General features: G+C 74.8%; 13 protein-coding genes and 1 riboswitch. Of the genes, 8 read left to right on the top strand and 5 right to left on the bottom strand.

What is annotated here, in order from left to right:
* The first annotated feature begins 152 nt into the window (after positions 1-152).
* Entirely contained in the window at positions 153-2510 is a 2358-nt protein-coding gene (gene lon / locus AMIR_RS29100) for an endopeptidase La (protein ID WP_015804567.1), read from the top strand.
* A 74-nt stretch (positions 2511-2584) separates the two neighbouring features.
* Here lon and AMIR_RS29095 read toward each other — a convergent pair whose 3' ends face one another.
* A complete protein-coding gene (locus AMIR_RS29095) occupies positions 2585-3217 on the bottom strand; it encodes a CatB-related O-acetyltransferase (RefSeq protein WP_041838468.1) in 633 nt (210 codons plus the stop codon).
* 29 nt (positions 3218-3246) lie between these two features.
* Entirely contained in the window at positions 3247-4188 is a 942-nt protein-coding gene (locus tag AMIR_RS29090) for an alpha/beta hydrolase (protein ID WP_041837110.1), read from the bottom strand.
* Between the two features lie 68 nt (positions 4189-4256).
* On the opposite strand from AMIR_RS29090, the gene AMIR_RS29085 reads away from it, so the two are divergent.
* The 3 genes from AMIR_RS29085 to AMIR_RS29075 all read left to right on the top strand — a co-directional run bounded on the left by AMIR_RS29085 (position 4257) and on the right by AMIR_RS29075 (position 7030).
* On the top strand, positions 4257-5291 hold the full coding sequence (locus tag AMIR_RS29085; protein ID WP_015804564.1) for a M48 family metallopeptidase: 1035 nt from the start codon (positions 4257-4259) through the stop codon (positions 5289-5291).
* Between the two features lie 168 nt (positions 5292-5459).
* Positions 5460-6203 carry a S1 family peptidase gene (locus tag AMIR_RS29080; protein WP_015804563.1) on the top strand — a complete coding sequence of 248 codons (744 nt, stop codon included), beginning with the start codon at positions 5460-5462 and terminating at the stop codon, positions 6201-6203.
* An 83-nt stretch (positions 6204-6286) separates the two neighbouring features.
* The gene (locus tag AMIR_RS29075; protein ID WP_240438712.1) at positions 6287-7030 is read left to right on the top strand and encodes a S1 family peptidase; all 744 of its coding nucleotides are present in this window, start codon (positions 6287-6289) and stop codon (positions 7028-7030) included.
* A 19-nt stretch (positions 7031-7049) separates the two neighbouring features.
* Here the strand turns inward: AMIR_RS29075 and AMIR_RS29070 are convergent, their stop codons facing one another.
* Complete coding sequence (locus tag AMIR_RS29070; protein WP_015804561.1) at positions 7050-7664, bottom strand: LysE family translocator; 615 nt, start codon at positions 7662-7664, stop codon at positions 7050-7052.
* A 167-nt stretch (positions 7665-7831) separates the two neighbouring features.
* Here AMIR_RS29070 and AMIR_RS29065 point away from each other — a divergent pair, with 167 nt between their 5' ends.
* Positions 7832-8581 carry a serine protease gene (locus tag AMIR_RS29065; RefSeq protein WP_015804560.1) on the top strand — a complete coding sequence of 250 codons (750 nt, stop codon included), beginning with the start codon at positions 7832-7834 and terminating at the stop codon, positions 8579-8581.
* A 97-nt stretch (positions 8582-8678) separates the two neighbouring features.
* The gene (locus AMIR_RS29060) at positions 8679-9131 is read left to right on the top strand and encodes a GNAT family N-acetyltransferase (RefSeq protein WP_015804559.1); all 453 of its coding nucleotides are present in this window, start codon (positions 8679-8681) and stop codon (positions 9129-9131) included.
* Here the strand turns inward: AMIR_RS29060 and AMIR_RS29055 are convergent.
* Together AMIR_RS29055 and AMIR_RS29050 are read right to left on the bottom strand one after the other, a co-directional pair.
* Positions 9082-10260, bottom strand: a complete 1179-nt coding sequence (locus AMIR_RS29055; protein ID WP_015804558.1) for an 8-amino-7-oxononanoate synthase — start codon at positions 10258-10260, stop codon at positions 9082-9084. The two genes, AMIR_RS29060 and AMIR_RS29055, sit on opposite strands and share 50 nt — an antisense overlap.
* A gap of 76 nt (positions 10261-10336) precedes the next feature.
* Complete coding sequence (locus AMIR_RS29050; RefSeq protein ID WP_015804557.1) at positions 10337-11005, bottom strand: TetR/AcrR family transcriptional regulator; 669 nt, start codon at positions 11003-11005, stop codon at positions 10337-10339.
* 61 nt (positions 11006-11066) lie between these two features.
* Here AMIR_RS29050 and AMIR_RS29045 point away from each other — a divergent pair, with 61 nt between their 5' ends.
* Together AMIR_RS29045 and AMIR_RS29040 are read left to right on the top strand one after the other, a co-directional pair.
* On the top strand, positions 11067-11960 hold the full coding sequence (locus tag AMIR_RS29045; RefSeq protein ID WP_015804556.1) for an oxidoreductase: 894 nt from the start codon (positions 11067-11069) through the stop codon (positions 11958-11960).
* Positions 11961-12087: 127 nt separating this feature from the next.
* Positions 12088-12157: riboswitch (cobalamin riboswitch) on the top strand.
* Between the two features lie 58 nt (positions 12158-12215).
* Positions 12216-14258, top strand: coding sequence for a putative cobaltochelatase (locus AMIR_RS29040; RefSeq protein WP_015804555.1), 2043 nt, complete (start codon positions 12216-12218; stop codon positions 14256-14258).
* Positions 14259-14287 lie beyond the last annotated feature (29 nt).

The raw sequence follows: 14287 nt of genomic DNA, 5'->3' as shown, positions 1-14287 counted from the left end.
CCGGGTGGAACCGCCGATCGTGTCGAACCCCGGTCGCCGCGCACAACCCCCGCGCGCGGAACTCCTCGGTCTCGCTCTGAGCGAACAGAACTCGGAAACAACCGGGGACTCAACTCGGTTGAGCCTGTCAGACTCAACTCTGGAGGCTTCGCATGGGTGACACGTTGGCGCTCCCGGTCCTGCCCCTCGACGACACCGTCGTGCTGCCGGGCATGGTCGTCCCGGTGCGCCTGACCGGTTCGGACGCGGGCGCCGAGGCGCGGGCCGCGGTCGAGGCGGCCACCTCGGCCGCCGGAGGGGTGAACGGCGCGCGGGTGCTCCTGGTTCCCCGGCTGGACGGCCGCTACGCCAAGGTCGGCGCGCTGGCCACGGTCGAGCAGGTCGGCAGGCTCGCGGGAGGCGAGCGCGCCGCCGTGCTGCGCGCGACCGAGCGGGTGCGCATCGGCACCGGCACCACCGGGCCCGGCGCGGCGCTGTGGGTGGAGGCCACCGTCGTCGAGGAGCCGCCGCCGGACGAGCGCGCGCGCTCCCTGGCCCGCGACTACCGCGCGGTGGTGACCACGATCCTCCAGCAGCGCGGCGCCTGGCAGGTCGTGGACTCGGTCCGCCAGGTCGACGGCCCCTCCGCGCTCGCGGACCTGGCCGGGTACGCGCCGTACCTGGAGAACGACCAGAAGGTGTGGCTGCTGGAGACCGGCGACGTCGGCGACCGCCTGGAGCGGCTGCTGGAGTGGGGCCGGGCGCACCTGGCCGAGCTGGACGTCGCCGAGTCCATCGCCAAGGACGTCAAGGAGGGCGTGGAGAAGCAGCAGCGGGAGTTCCTGCTGCGCCAGCAGCTCGCCGCCATCCGCAAGGAGCTGGCCGAGCTGGACGGCAAGCCCGCCACCGAGGAGCAGGACTACCGGGCCCGCGTGGAGGCCGCCGAGCTGCCGGAGAAGGTGCGGGAGGCGGCGCTGCGCGAGGTCGACAAGCTGGAGCGCACCTCCGAGCAGTCCCCCGAGGTCGGCTGGATCCGCACCTGGCTCGACACCGTGCTCGACCTGCCGTGGGGCGAGCGCACCGAGGACTCCTACGACATCGCGGGCGCGCGGGCCGTGCTCGACGCCGACCACGCGGGCCTGGACGACGTGAAGGAGCGCATCACCGAGTACCTGGCGGTGCGGCGCAGGCGCGCGGACCGGGGCATGGGCCTGGTCGGCGGGCGCGGCGGCGGCGCGGTGCTCGCGCTCGTCGGGCCGCCCGGCGTGGGCAAGACCTCGCTCGGCGAGTCCGTCGCCCGCGCGATGGGCCGCAAGTTCGTCCGCGTCGCCCTCGGCGGCGTGCGCGACGAGGCGGAGATCCGGGGCCACCGGCGCACCTACGTCGGCGCGCTGCCGGGCCGCATCGCGCGGGCCATCTCCGAGGCGGGCTCGATGAACCCGGTCGTGCTGCTCGACGAGATCGACAAGGTCGGCGCCGACCACCGGGGCGACCCGACCGCCGCGCTGCTGGAGGTGCTGGACCCGGCGCAGAACCACACGTTCCGGGACCACTACCTGGAGGTCGAGCTGGACCTGTCCGACGTGGTGTTCCTGGCCACGGCGAACGTGCTGGAGTCCATCCCCGGCCCGCTGCTCGACCGCATGGAGCTGGTGCGGCTCGACGGGTACACCGAGGACGAGAAGGTCACCATCGCCCGCGACCACCTGCTGCCCAGGCAGGTCGAGCGGGCCGGGCTGGAGCCGGGCGACGTGGAGGTCACCGGGGCCGCGCTGCGCAGGCTCGCCGGGGAGTACACCCGCGAGGCCGGGGTGCGGCAGCTGGAGCGCTCGCTCGCGCGGGTGCTGCGCAAGGTGACCGCCGGGGTCGCGCTGGACCGGGCCGAGCTGCCCGTCACCGTGGACGGCGGCGACCTGGAGGGCTACCTGAAGTCGCCGAAGTTCACCCCCGAGTCCGCCGAGCGCACCGCCGTTCCGGGCGTGGCCACGGGCCTCGCGGTGACCGGTGCGGGCGGCGACGTGCTGTTCGTGGAGGCCGCGCTCGCCGAACCCGGCACCGGGGCCGGCGGCGTGGTGCTCACCGGGCAGCTCGGCGAGGTGATGAAGGAGTCCGCGCAGATCGCCCTGTCCTACCTGCGGGCGCACGACGAGCGGGCCGCGACCCTGGACGGGCGCGGCGTGCACGTCCACGTCCCGGCGGGCGCGGTGCCCAAGGACGGGCCCTCGGCGGGCGTCACGATGGTGTCGGCGCTCGCGTCGCTGCTGTCGGGCCGTCCGGTGCGCTCGGACGTGGCGATGACCGGCGAGGTGTCCCTCACCGGACGGGTGCTGCCCATCGGAGGGGTGAAGCAGAAGCTGCTCGCCGCGCACCGGGCCGGGATCACGACCGTGCTGCTGCCCGCGCGCAACGGGCCGGACCTGGAGGAGGTCCCGCGGGACGTGCGGGACGCGCTGACCGTGCACCTGGTCGGGGACGTGCGCGAGGTCCTGGAGCTGGCGCTGGAGCCCGAGGCGGTGGCCGCGGCGGCGTGACCGGGGCCGCTCCGGACCGACGGGGGGCCGGGTTCCGATCGGAACCCGGCCCCCGGTGGGAAGTCGTCCTGCCGCTAGCGGGGCTTGGGCTTGAGCAGCCCGTTCTCCTCGGCGATGTCGGCGAGCTGCTTGACCTTGCCCGCCATGATCTCGCGCACGTGCTCGGTGACCAGCTCGACGGGCCAGTCCCACCACGCCGCGCGCAGCAGCAGCTCGATCTTGTCGTCGGGGTAGCGCTGCCGCACCGCCTGCGCGGGGTTGCCCCCGACGACGGTGTACGGGGCGACGTTCGAGGTCACCACGGCGCCGGTCGCGATGATCGCGCCGTCACCGATGGTCACGCCCGGCATGACGGTGGCGCCGCAGCCGAACCACACGTCGTTGCCCACGACCGTGTCGCCCTTGCTGGGGGCGGCGGCCATGATGTCGGCGGTCTTCTCCGCCCAGGCGCCGCCGAAGATCGTGAACGGGAACGTGGACGGGCCCTTGGTCAGGTGGTTCGCGCCGGCCATGATGAACGTCGTGCCCGTGCCCAGAGCGCAGTACTTGCCGATGACCAGGCGTTCCTGGCCGTAGGAGTACAGCACGTTGCGGGTCTGGAACTCGGTCGCGCGCTCGGGGTCGTCGTAGTACGTGTAGTCGCCCACCTCGATGTTCGGTGCGTCGACCAGTGGCTTGAGCAGCACCACCCTCGGGTGATCGGCCATCGGGTGCAGCTGGTTCGGGTCGGGAACGGTCACCGCTCGACCTTACGTTCCAGGAACGCGCCCACCTCGGCCAGTGCCCTCTCGCGCACCGGGGCGGCTGACAGGAACAGGTCGTGCATCCCCCCGTCCACCTGGACGAGTGACACGTCGCGGCCGATTCCCGGGGCCCACCGGCGCATGTGCTCCACGTCCAGCACCGCGTCCGCCGTCATGGCCTCCGCCGACCACCGCCTCGCCTTCAGGTGGCTGCGCGCCGAGTGCAGCACCAGCACCGGGACCCGCACGTCCAGCCCCCGGTGCAGCCGCGCGTGCCCGACCCGCACCGCCCGCAACCACCCGGCCGTGACCGGAAATGCCTCGATCGGCTTCCACGCGGTGTCGAACTCCCACTCGCCGTGGTGGTCGCGGTGGATGCTCTCCCCGTACACCGGCCCCAGGCCCGGCTTGAGCACCAGCTTCGGCGCGACCCGCCCCACCCCGCGCACCACCGCCGTGCCGACCGTGCGCATCACCCACGGCTCGGCCAGGTCCAGCCACGGGCTGTTGAGCACCAGCGCGTCCAGCGCCCCGTCCTGGCGCCGCTCGTGCGCCCACAGGCTGGTGGTCAGCCCGCCCGTGGAGTGCCCGATCACCACCAGCCCGCGGTGCCCGTCCTCCTCGCGCACCACCCGCACGGCGGCGTCGAGCTCCTCGAAGTGCGTGGACAGGTCCTCGACGTGGTTCGCCACCTCGCCCGGCCGCAGCGACCGCCCGTGGGCGCGCAGGTCCAGCGCGTAGAAGTCGTACCCGAGCGACGCGAAGTGCTCGGCCACGTGCCGCTGGAAGAAGTAGTCCGCGAACCCGTGCACGTACAGCACGGCCCCGCGCTCGGCCGCCCCGTCGGCGCGCCTGCGCACCAGCGCCGCGCTCGCCTCCGAGCCCAGCGGCAGCGTCCTGACCTCGAACCCGTCGCCCAGCACATCCGGTTCCACCCCGTCAGTGTGCCCGTGATTCGCCCGAACGGGGAGTAGGGGGAGGTGGGGCGTGGCACGCTGGGAGGATGAGCGAAGAGATCGAGCGGTCGACCTCCAGGGTTCGGTTCCCCGGCATCAGCCCCCGTGCCTACGAGCACCCGGTCGACCGGGGCGCGCTGGCGGTCCTGCGCGCGGTCCCCGGCATCGGTCCGGTCCTCAAGTCCGTCGCGGGCGCCTTCACCGAGCGCGGCGAGCGCCTCGGCTACCTGGCGACCTCCATCCGGGTGGGCCCGAAGCAGTACCCGGCCCTCGACCGGCTGCGGAACGAGACCGCGGCCACCCTCGACCTCGACCCGGTCCCCGAGCTGTTCATCTCCCGCAACCCGCAGCCGAACGCGATGGCGCTGGGCATCGACAAGCCGTTCATCGTGCTCACCACCGGCCTGGTCGAGCTGCTCGACCACGACGGCCTGCGCTTCGCCATCGGCCACGAGATGGGCCACGTGCTCTCCGGCCACGCGCTCTACCAGACGATCCTCATGCGGCTGATGCAGCTCCAGCACAGCCTCGGCTGGATGCCCGCGGGCTACTGGGCGGTCCGCGCCGTCATCGCCGCCCTGCACGAGTGGTACCGCAAGACCGAGCTGAGCTGCGACCGGGCGGGCCTGCTGTGCGCCCAGGACCCGGCCGCCGCGCTGCGCGTGCACGTCGCCCTCGCGGGCGGCATGGACCTCACCCAGGTCGACACCGCCGAGTTCCTCAAGCAGGCCAAGGAGTACGAGCAGGTCGAGGACGTGCGCGACAGCGTCCTCAAGCTGATCCGCACCTGGCCGCTGACGCACCCGATGGCCGTGGTGCGCGCCGCCGAGCTCCAGCGCTGGGCCGCGAGCGAGGAGTACCGGGCCATCCTGTCGGGCGACTACCGGCGCCGCGAGGACGACCACGCCTCCAGCACGTTCACCGACGACCTCAAGGAGGCGGCCCGCTCCTACAAGTCCGACGCCGCCGAGTCCGAGGACCCGCTGATGAAGGTCGTCAACGACCTCGGCGGGGTCGTGGCGGACGCGGCGGGCAAGGTCAGGGGGCGCTTCTCCGGCTTCGGTTCACCCTCCGGGAGCTGATCGACAGCACGCGGCGCGACCCGGCGGGGGCGCCGCTGCGACAGCCGGGTCGCCCGGCTGGTCCGACCAGGTCGTGTGCTCCTTTCGGCGCATCGACCTGGTCTTTCAGGGCTAACCTCCTGGCAGGCGCCCCGACTCGGGCGCTCCCCACTAGGCGTAGGAGGGGCGATGAGGCTTGCCGTTTTTCTCAGCGTTCTCGCGGTGCTGTGCGGAGGGGGCGTCGCGACCGCGGCGGCGGAACCCAGAGTCGTCGGCGGGACGCGCGCGTCCATCGCCGAGCACCCGTGGGTGGTGTTCCTGGCGGGCACGACCGGGAGCCAGTTCTGCGGCGGGACGCTCGTCGCGCCGACCAAGGTGGTCACCGCCGCGCACTGCGTCGCGGGCACCGCCCCGGAGCGGCTCGTCGTCGTCGCGGGGCGCGAGGACAAGCGCACCCAGGCGGGTGAGACGCTGCGGGTGGCCCGGATCTGGAAGCACCCGTTCTACTCGTCGGCCGAGCAGGGCAGCGACGTCGCCGTGCTCACGCTGGCCAGGCCGGTCGCGAACCGGGTGCTGCCGCTCGCGTCCGCCGACCCGGCGCCGGGGACGGTGGCGAAGGTCCTCGGCTGGGGCCGCACCGCCGAGATCGGGGCCGCCTCCCAGGTGCTGCTGGGCGCGAACGTGCCGGTCATGTCCAACCAGGACTGCACCGCCGACTACGCCCGGTTCGACCCGGCTGCCATGGTCTGCGCGGGCTACCCGCGCGGCGGCATCGACACCTGCCAGGGCGACTCCGGCGGCCCGCTGGTCGCGAACGGCGCGCTGATCGGCGTCACCTCGTGGGGCGAGGGCTGCGCGCGGCCCGGCCAGCCCGGCGTGTACTCGCGGATCACCGCCTACCGCGCGCTGATCGACCAGCAGCTCAAGGGCTGAGCGCCGCACCGGCCGACCACACCCGATCACCCGACCGTGTGCCCGAGTTGTGCGGTCGCGGCGGCCGGGTTTGGTTGGCCGGTATGCGGACTCTGATGCGCGTGGCGATGGCGCTGGCACTGCTGCTCACCGGCGTGGCGGTGGCGCCGCCCGCCGGGGCCGACCCGAGGATCGTCGGCGGCGTGGTCGTGGACGCCCCGAACCCCTATCCGTGGGTGGTGGCGCTGGCCGACCAGAACGGCAGGCAGTTCTGCGGCGGCGCGATCGTCAGCCGGTACCAGGTGGTGACCGCCGCGCACTGCGTCAACGGGCTCACCGGGCGCGACGTGCTGGTGGTGGCGGGCAGGCTGGACGTGACCAAGCCCGGCGGCACGGTCCACCCGGTGTCCCAGGTGTACGTCCACTCCGCCTACCGGTCGGCGACCAGCGGCGCGGACATCGCGTACCTGCTGACGTCCACGCCGATGCCGTACGAGCCGATCGCACTGGCCAAGCCGTCCGAGACCGGGCTGTACCGGGCGGGCATCACCGGCACCGCGTTCGGCTGGGGCCGCACCTCGGAGAGCGGGAGCACCTCGCCGGTGCTGCGGAAGGTGTCCGTGCCGCTCCAGACCAACGAGGTGTGCGCCGCCGCGTACCCCGGCTACTACCAGTCGTCGTCGATGTTCTGCGCCGGGCTGCCCAACGGCGGCAAGGACGCCTGCCAGGGCGACTCGGGCGGGCCGTTCATCATCGCGGGCAGGCTCGCCGGGCTGGTGTCCTGGGGCGTCGGCTGCGCCCGGCCGGAGTACCCCGGCGTGTACACCCGCGTCGGCGTCTACACCTGACGGTCGTGAGGGGCCGGGGTCAGATGACCAGGCCGACCGACATGGTGGCGAAGACCGCCGCGCACACCACGTCCAGCGCGGTGGTCACGCCCGGCTTGCGCAGTCGCCCGCCGACCGCCGACGCGGCCAGCACGATCGTGCCCTCCCACACGGCGGCCAGCGCCAGGAACACCACCGCGAGCATCGCGAGCTGCGGGGTGGGGTCGCCGGAGCCGATGAACTGCGGCAGGAACGCCAGGGAGAACAGCAGCATCTTCGGGTTGGTGATGTTGGTCAGGAAGCCGCGCCGGAACGGCCGGTCCGCGACGACCTCGCCCTCCTCGGACGCCCGACCCCGGTTGCGCACCAGGTCGCGGGTGATCGACAGCGCCAGGTACAGCAGGTAGGCCGCGCCGATCCAGCGCAGCGCGGTCAGGGCGGGCGGGAAGCCCGCGATCACCACGCCCAGGCCCGAGATCACGACCGCGACCTGGATGGCGGCGGCGGTGTGGATGCCCGCCAGCGCCAGCAGGCCGGCGCGGGTGCCCGAGCGCATCGAGGTGCGCAGCAGGAGGAAGGAGTCCACGCCGGGGGTGAGCACCACGACCGCGCAGGCGATCAGGAACGCGGGCAGCGTGGTCAGGTCGAACTGCAACGGAAGTACCCCCTCATGGTCCGGACAGACAGCGGTGACGCAGGACACAGACCGTGGATTTTTCGGAACTACCGCATCTTAACAGGAAAATATCCTGACTTGATGTGATCTTTGTGGTGCAGCTACGGTGAGTCGCCACTCGGCTACTCGTCGTAAAGAGGTGCTCCATGCGCATCAGCCCCCGCTTAGTCGCCGCCCTCGCCCTGGTCGCGGTCCAGCTCGCCTCCCAGCTCGTCGCCGCACCCGCCGCGCTCGCCGTCGTCGGGGGCTCCGTCGCCGGTCGCGCGCCGTGGGTGGCCGCCCTGCTCGACGCGCGCGGCTCCCAGTTCTGCGGCGGCGCCCTCATCGCCCCCGACCGGGTCGTGACCGCCGCCCACTGCACCCAGGAGCGCGGCCTGCTCGGACCGCGCGACCGCGCGCCCCGGCAGCTCACCGTCGTGCTCGACCGGCACGACCTGCGCACGAGAAGCGGGGTGCGGGTCGGCGTCTCCGGGATCTGGCGGCACCCGGCGTTCACCGACGTGGGACGCGGCGACGACCTGGCCGTGCTCCAGCTCGACGGCCCGGTCGCGTTCGAGCCCGTCCGGGTCGGCGACGCCGTCGCGGGCCGCACCGCCACCGCCTACGGCTGGGGCCGCACCGCCGAGAGCGGCCCGGTGTCCTCGCTGCTGCGCCAGGTCGACGTGCCGATCCGCGCGGACCACGACTGCGCCGCCGCGCTCGCCGGCTACCGCGCCGACGCGATGCTGTGCGCGGGCTTCCCGGACGGCGGCAGGGACGCCTGCACGGGCGACTCCGGCGGCCCGCTGGTCTCCGACGGCCTGCTCGTCGGCGTCGTCTCCTACGGCCGGGGCTGCGCCCGCGCGGGCCAGCCCGGCGCCTACACCCGGCTCGCCCACTACCGCGACCGGCTCTGACCCCGCGCGCCGCGGCGGCCCGGTGAGCCGTCGCGGCCGGGGTGACCGGGATCGCCGTTCACCGCCCGAACGACCGCGCCCGTGCTACCAATTCAGGGTGACGCAACACCACCCGGCGACCCTGCGCAGGCAGTGGGCGGCCGACCTCACCGCGACCCAGCTGTACGCGCTGCTCAAGCTGCGCGTCGACGTGTTCGTCGTCGAGCAGAACTGCCCGTACCCCGAGCTGGACGGCCGCGACCTCGAACCGGGCACCCGGCACCTGTGGCTGGAGGAGGACGGCGAGCCGCAGGCGTACCTGCGGCTGCTGGAGGAGCCCGGCGGCGTCTTCCGCGTCGGCCGGGTCGTCACCGCGCGGACCGCGCGCGGCAAGGGCTTCAGCCGCCGCCTGATGGTCGCGGCGATGGCCGAGATCGGCGACGCCGAGGCGGTGCTCGACGGGCAGACCTACGTCGTGGACTTCTACGCCTCGTTCGGGTTCGCCCCCGAGGGCGAGGAGTTCATCGAGGACGGGATCCCGCACCTGCGGATGCGCCGGCCTCGGCGATGACCTCGACCGCGCGCGCCAGGTCCGCCTCGGACAGGTCGGCGCGCGCGGTCAACCGCAGCCGCGACACCTGGTCCGGAACCGACGGCGGCCGGAAGCACCCGACCAGCACGCCCCGCTCCCGGCACGCCTCGGCCCACGCCACCGCGACCTCCGGCGACGGCGCGAGCACCGACACCACCGCCGCGCTCGGCTCGCTGGCCCGGAAACCCCGCTCCCGCAACCGCTCCGACAGCCGGCGGGCCGCCTCGCGCACCCGCTCGGGGCGCTCCGGCTCCTCCTTGAGCGCCTTCAGGGACGCCAGCGCCGCCGCCGCGCTGCCCGGCGCGAGACCGGTGTCGAAGATGAACGTGCGCGCGGTGTCCACCAGGTGCCGGATCACCCGGCCCGGCCCCAGCACCGCGCCGCCCTGCGCGCCCAGCGCCTTCGACAGCGTCACCGTCGTCACCACGTCCGGGGACTTCGCCAGCCCCGCCGCGTGCACCGCGCCGCGCCCGCCGTCGCCGACCACGCCCAGCCCGTGCGCGTCGTCCACCACCAGCCCGGCCCCGTGCTCCCGGCAGACCGCCGCCAGCTCGGCCAGCGGCGCGGTGTCGCCGTCCACGGAGAACACCGAGTCGGTCACCACGAGCCCGCGCCGCTCGCCGCGCGTGGACAGCGCGCGCGTGACCTGCGGCAGGTCGCGGTGCCCGGCCACCACCACGTCCGCGCGCGAGAGCTTGCAGCCGTCGATCAGCGAGGCGTGGATGTGCTGGTCGGCCACGATCGCCGTGCCCGGCCCGGACAGGGCGGTCAGCGCGCCCAGGTTCGCCGCGTACCCGGAGGAGAACACCAGCGCCGCCTGCGCGCCGCAGAAGTTCGCCAGCTCGTACTCCAGCTCGGTGTGCAGCTCGGTGGAGCCGGTGACCAGCCGCGACCCGGTCGAGCCCGCGCCCCAGCGCATCGACGCGGCGGCTGCCGCGCCCACGACCCGCTTGTCCCTGGCGAGCCCGAGGTAGTCGTTGCCCGCCAGGTCGAGCGCCCCGCCGGACGCCGCGCGTGGCCGCACCCGCCGGGTGAGCCCGGCCTCGGCCCGAGCCTCGGCGCGCGCGTCGATCCAGTCGAATACCGACTCCCCGGTGTGCTCCGTCACGGGAGGAGTCTCGCACCACCACCGCCGCGGTCCGGAACGTGGACGCCCGGTGTCGCGGTGCCCGGTGTCGGGGCGCTCAGGGCCGGGGGCAGGTCCACAGCGCGCCACCCGCCGCGCCCTGGGCGTCCGCCGCGCCGGGTGCGCCCGCCGCGCTCGGGACGCCGCCGGTGAGGAACCGCACCACCGCGTCGTCCACCAGCCCGCCCGCGACCTCCCGGTCGACCATCCGGCCCTTCACCATGGCGGCGAGCCCGTGCACGGTCGCGAACATCAGCACGCCGATCCGCTCCGGGTCCCCGTCGCCCAGCTCGCCCCGCTCCCGCCCCTCGGCGAGCATCGCCTCCAGCAGTCCCAGCGGGGCCGCCACGGCGGCGACGACCGCGTCCGCGCCCGGCCGGTGCTTGCCGGTGTACATCAGCTCCAGCAGCGCCGGGTCGTCCACCGCGAACCGGAAGTAGGCGCGCGTGGCGGCGACCAGCCGGTCCCGGTAGTCCGCGCCCGCGCCCGCCACGGCGGTGCGCAGTTCGACGTCCATCCGCTCGAACCCGGCGATCGCGAGCGCGTCGAGCAGGGCCTGCCGGTCGGGGAAGTGCCTGCGCGGCGCGGCGTGGCTGACCCCGACCTCCCTGGCCAGCTCGCGGAGCGAGAGCTGCTCCGCGCCGTGCTCCCGCACGCTGCGCCAGGCGGCGTCGAGCAGGGCCTCGCGGAGCCTCCCGTGGTGGTAGGGGCGGTCGTCAACGGTCACGGGCACCAGGTTAACGGGCTGCCGGTTGCCGATTGTGTTGTCGGTGGCTACATTGTTGCCTGTGACTACATTCTCTGCCTCGGACCTCCCCGACCTGACCGGCCGCACCGCCGTCGTCACCGGGGCCAACAGCGGCATCGGCCGCGTCACCGCCCGCGTCCTCGCGGCCAGGGGCGCGCGCGTGGTGCTCGCCGTGCGCAGCACCGCCAAGGGGCGGGAGGCCGCCTCGACCATGCCGGGGAGCACCGAGGTCCGCGAGTTGGACCTGGCGGACCTGGCCTCGGTCCGGGCGTTCGCCGACGGCTTCGGCGACCAGGTCGACCTGCTGGTCAACAACGCCGGCCTGATGACCCCGCCGCTCAACCGCACCGCCGACGGCTTCGAGTCCCAGTTCGGCACCAACCACCTCGGCCACTTCGCGCTGACGAACCTGCTGCTGCCGAGGATCACCGGGCGCGTGGTCACCGTGTCGTCGGGCGCGCACCGCGCCGGGAAGATCGACTTCGCCGACCTGAACTGGGAGCGCAAGCCCTACCGCGCCATGGCCGCCTACGGCCAGTCCAAGCTCGCGAACCTGCTGTTCAGCGCCGAGCTCCAGCGCAGGCTCACCGCCGTCGGCTCCCCGGTGCTGGCCACCAGCGCCCACCCCGGCCTCGCCGCGACCAACCTGTTCCGCCCGCAGGGCGGGGACAACCCGCTGAACCGGCTCGTCAACGCCGGTGTGCGGGCGGTCGGCCAGACCGACGAGGGCGGCGCGCAGGCGACCCTGCACGCGGCGCTGGCCACCGTCCCCGGCAACGCGTTCTCCGGGCCGAGCGGCGCGCTGGGCAAGGGCGCGCCCAAGCTGGTCGGCCGGTCCAAGGCGGCGCAGGACGCGGAGCTGGCCCGCAGGCTGTGGACGGTCTCCGAGGAGCTGACCGGGGTCACCTTCCCGCTGCCGCTCAAGTCCGCCTAGCCGTCGGGGGCGCGTGACGGCGGGGGAGCGGCGGCCACGCGCTGCGAGATCACCCACACCGCCGTCCGCGCGCTTGGCCCAGCCCGTGCGGGATGCGACGATGCCCAGGCTGTAGCGAGGGGTGCGCGAGGAAGCCGGTGCGAATCCGGCGCGGTCCCGCCACTGTGACCGGCGTCAGAACCGGGAGTCAGGAACTCGACCCCCGATCGCTTGGACCGGACACGGGCGTGGACACCCGAGGAAGGACACCGCCGCATGGGCGCGCGCTTCCCCTTTTCCGCCGTCGTAGGGCACGACGACCTCCGCTTGGCACTGCTCCTGAACGCCGTGCACCCCGGTGTCGGCGGGGTGCTGGTGCGGGGCGAGAAGGGCACGGCCAAGTCGACGGTGGTGCGCGCGCTCGCCGCGCTGCTGCCCGACCTCGCCGTCGTCCCCGGCTGCCGCTTCGGCTGCGAGCCCGGCGTGGACGCCGACTGCCCGGACGGCCCGCACGCCGGCGGCCCGCACGCTGCGGGCGCCCCAGGGACCGGCCCCGCCGCCGAGCACCGCCCGGCCCGCCTGGTCGAGCTGCCGGTCGGCGCCACCGAGGACCGGCTGATCGGCTCGCTGGACCTGGAGCGCGCCCTCACCGAGGGCGTCCGCGCCTACCAGCCGGGCCTGCTGGCCGCCGCCCACCGGGGCGTGCTCTACGTGGACGAGGTCAACCTCCTGCAGGACCACCTCGTCGACCTGCTGCTCGACGCGGCGGCCATGGGCCGGGCCCACGTCGAGCGCGAGGGCGTCTCGGTGTCGCACCCGGCGTCGTTCCTCCTGGTGGGCACGATGAACCCGGAGGAGGGCGAGCTGCGCCCGCAGCTGCTCGACCGGTTCGGCCTGACCGTGGCCGTCAAGGCGGCCCGCGACGTGCCCACCCGCGCCGAGGTGATCCGCCGCCGCCTCGCCTACGAGGCCGACCCCGCCGGGTTCGCGCGGGCGTGGGAGTCCGAGGACGCCGCGCTCGCGGCCCGCATCGCGCGGGCCCGCGCCGCGCTGCCGTCCGTGGCGCTGCCGGACGCCGAGCTGCGCCGCATCGCCGGGATCTGCGCCGCGTTCGAGGTGGACGGGATGCGCGCCGACCTGGTCGTGGCCCGCGCCGCCACCGCGCACGCCGCCTGGCGCGGGGCCGAGGCCGTGCAGGAGCAGGACGTGGAGGCCGCCGTGCGCCTCGCCCTGCCGCACCGCAAGCGCCGCGACCCGTTCGACGAGCCCGGCATGGAGGAGGAGCAGCTCTCCGAGGCCATGCGGCAGGGCGCCGAGCACGCGCAGGACGAGACCGACGACACCGACGGGCCCGACGACGACCCGGACGGCCCCGGCGACGGCGGTCCCGACGACGGCGGCCAGGGCCCGGACCAGCCGCAGGGCCCGCAGGAGCCGGGCGGCGAGCAGCCCGAGCCGTCCAACCAGGACGGCAGGCCCAACGGCTCCGGCGGCACCAGGGCGCACACCCCGTCCCCGGCGTTCCGCACCCGCCTGCTCCAGGTCCCCGGCGTCGGCGAGGGCGCGTCCGGCAAGCGCTCCCGCGCCCGCTCCCGCAGCGGCCGGGCCGTGCGCCCCTCCACCACCGAGGGCTCCGGACTGCACCTGGTCGCCACGCTCGCCGCCGCCGCCCCGCACCAGGCCACCAGGGGCCGCACCGGTCCCGGCCTGCTGCTGCGCGGCGAGGACCTGCGCAAGGCCGTCCGCGAGGGCACCGAGGGCAACCTCGTGCTGTTCGTCGTGGACGCCTCCGGCTCGATGGCCGCCCGCCAGCGCATGTCCGCCGTGTCCGGCGCGGTGATCTCCCTGCTGCGCGACGCCTACCAGCGCCGCGACAAGGTCGGCGTCATCACCTTCCGGGGCTCCGAGGCGGAGACCGCGCTGCCGCCGACCACGTCCGTCGACGCCGCCGCAGCCCGGCTGCGCGCCCTGCGCACCGGTGGCCGCACCCCGCTGGCGGACGGCCTGCTGCGCGCCCGCCGCGTGCTCCAGTCCGAGAAGGTCCGCGACCCGCGCCGCCGCCCGCTGCTGGTCCTGCTGACCGACGGCCGCGCCACCGCCACCGGCGCGGGCGGCGACCCGGTCCGCGACGCCCTGCGCGCGGCCGGGCTGCTGGCCGCCGACCGCGTCGCGTCGGTGGTCGTGGACTGCGAGAGCGGCCACGTCCGCCTCGGCATGGCCGCCCGCGTGGCCGCCGCGCTCGACGGCGCGTGCCTGCGCCTGGAGGAGCTGTCCGCCGACCAGGTCGCGGGCGTCGTCCGCGCCGCCCGCGCGGCCTGACCGACCCGCTGCCCCCCGACCCCGCTCTC

The sequence above is a fragment of the Actinosynnema mirum DSM 43827 genome (genome assembly GCF_000023245.1).
Lineage (GTDB): Bacteria > Actinomycetota > Actinomycetes > Mycobacteriales > Pseudonocardiaceae > Actinosynnema > Actinosynnema mirum.
The sequence above is the reverse complement of the archived record's forward strand: the minus strand, read 5'-3'. Positions and strand labels throughout refer to the sequence as shown.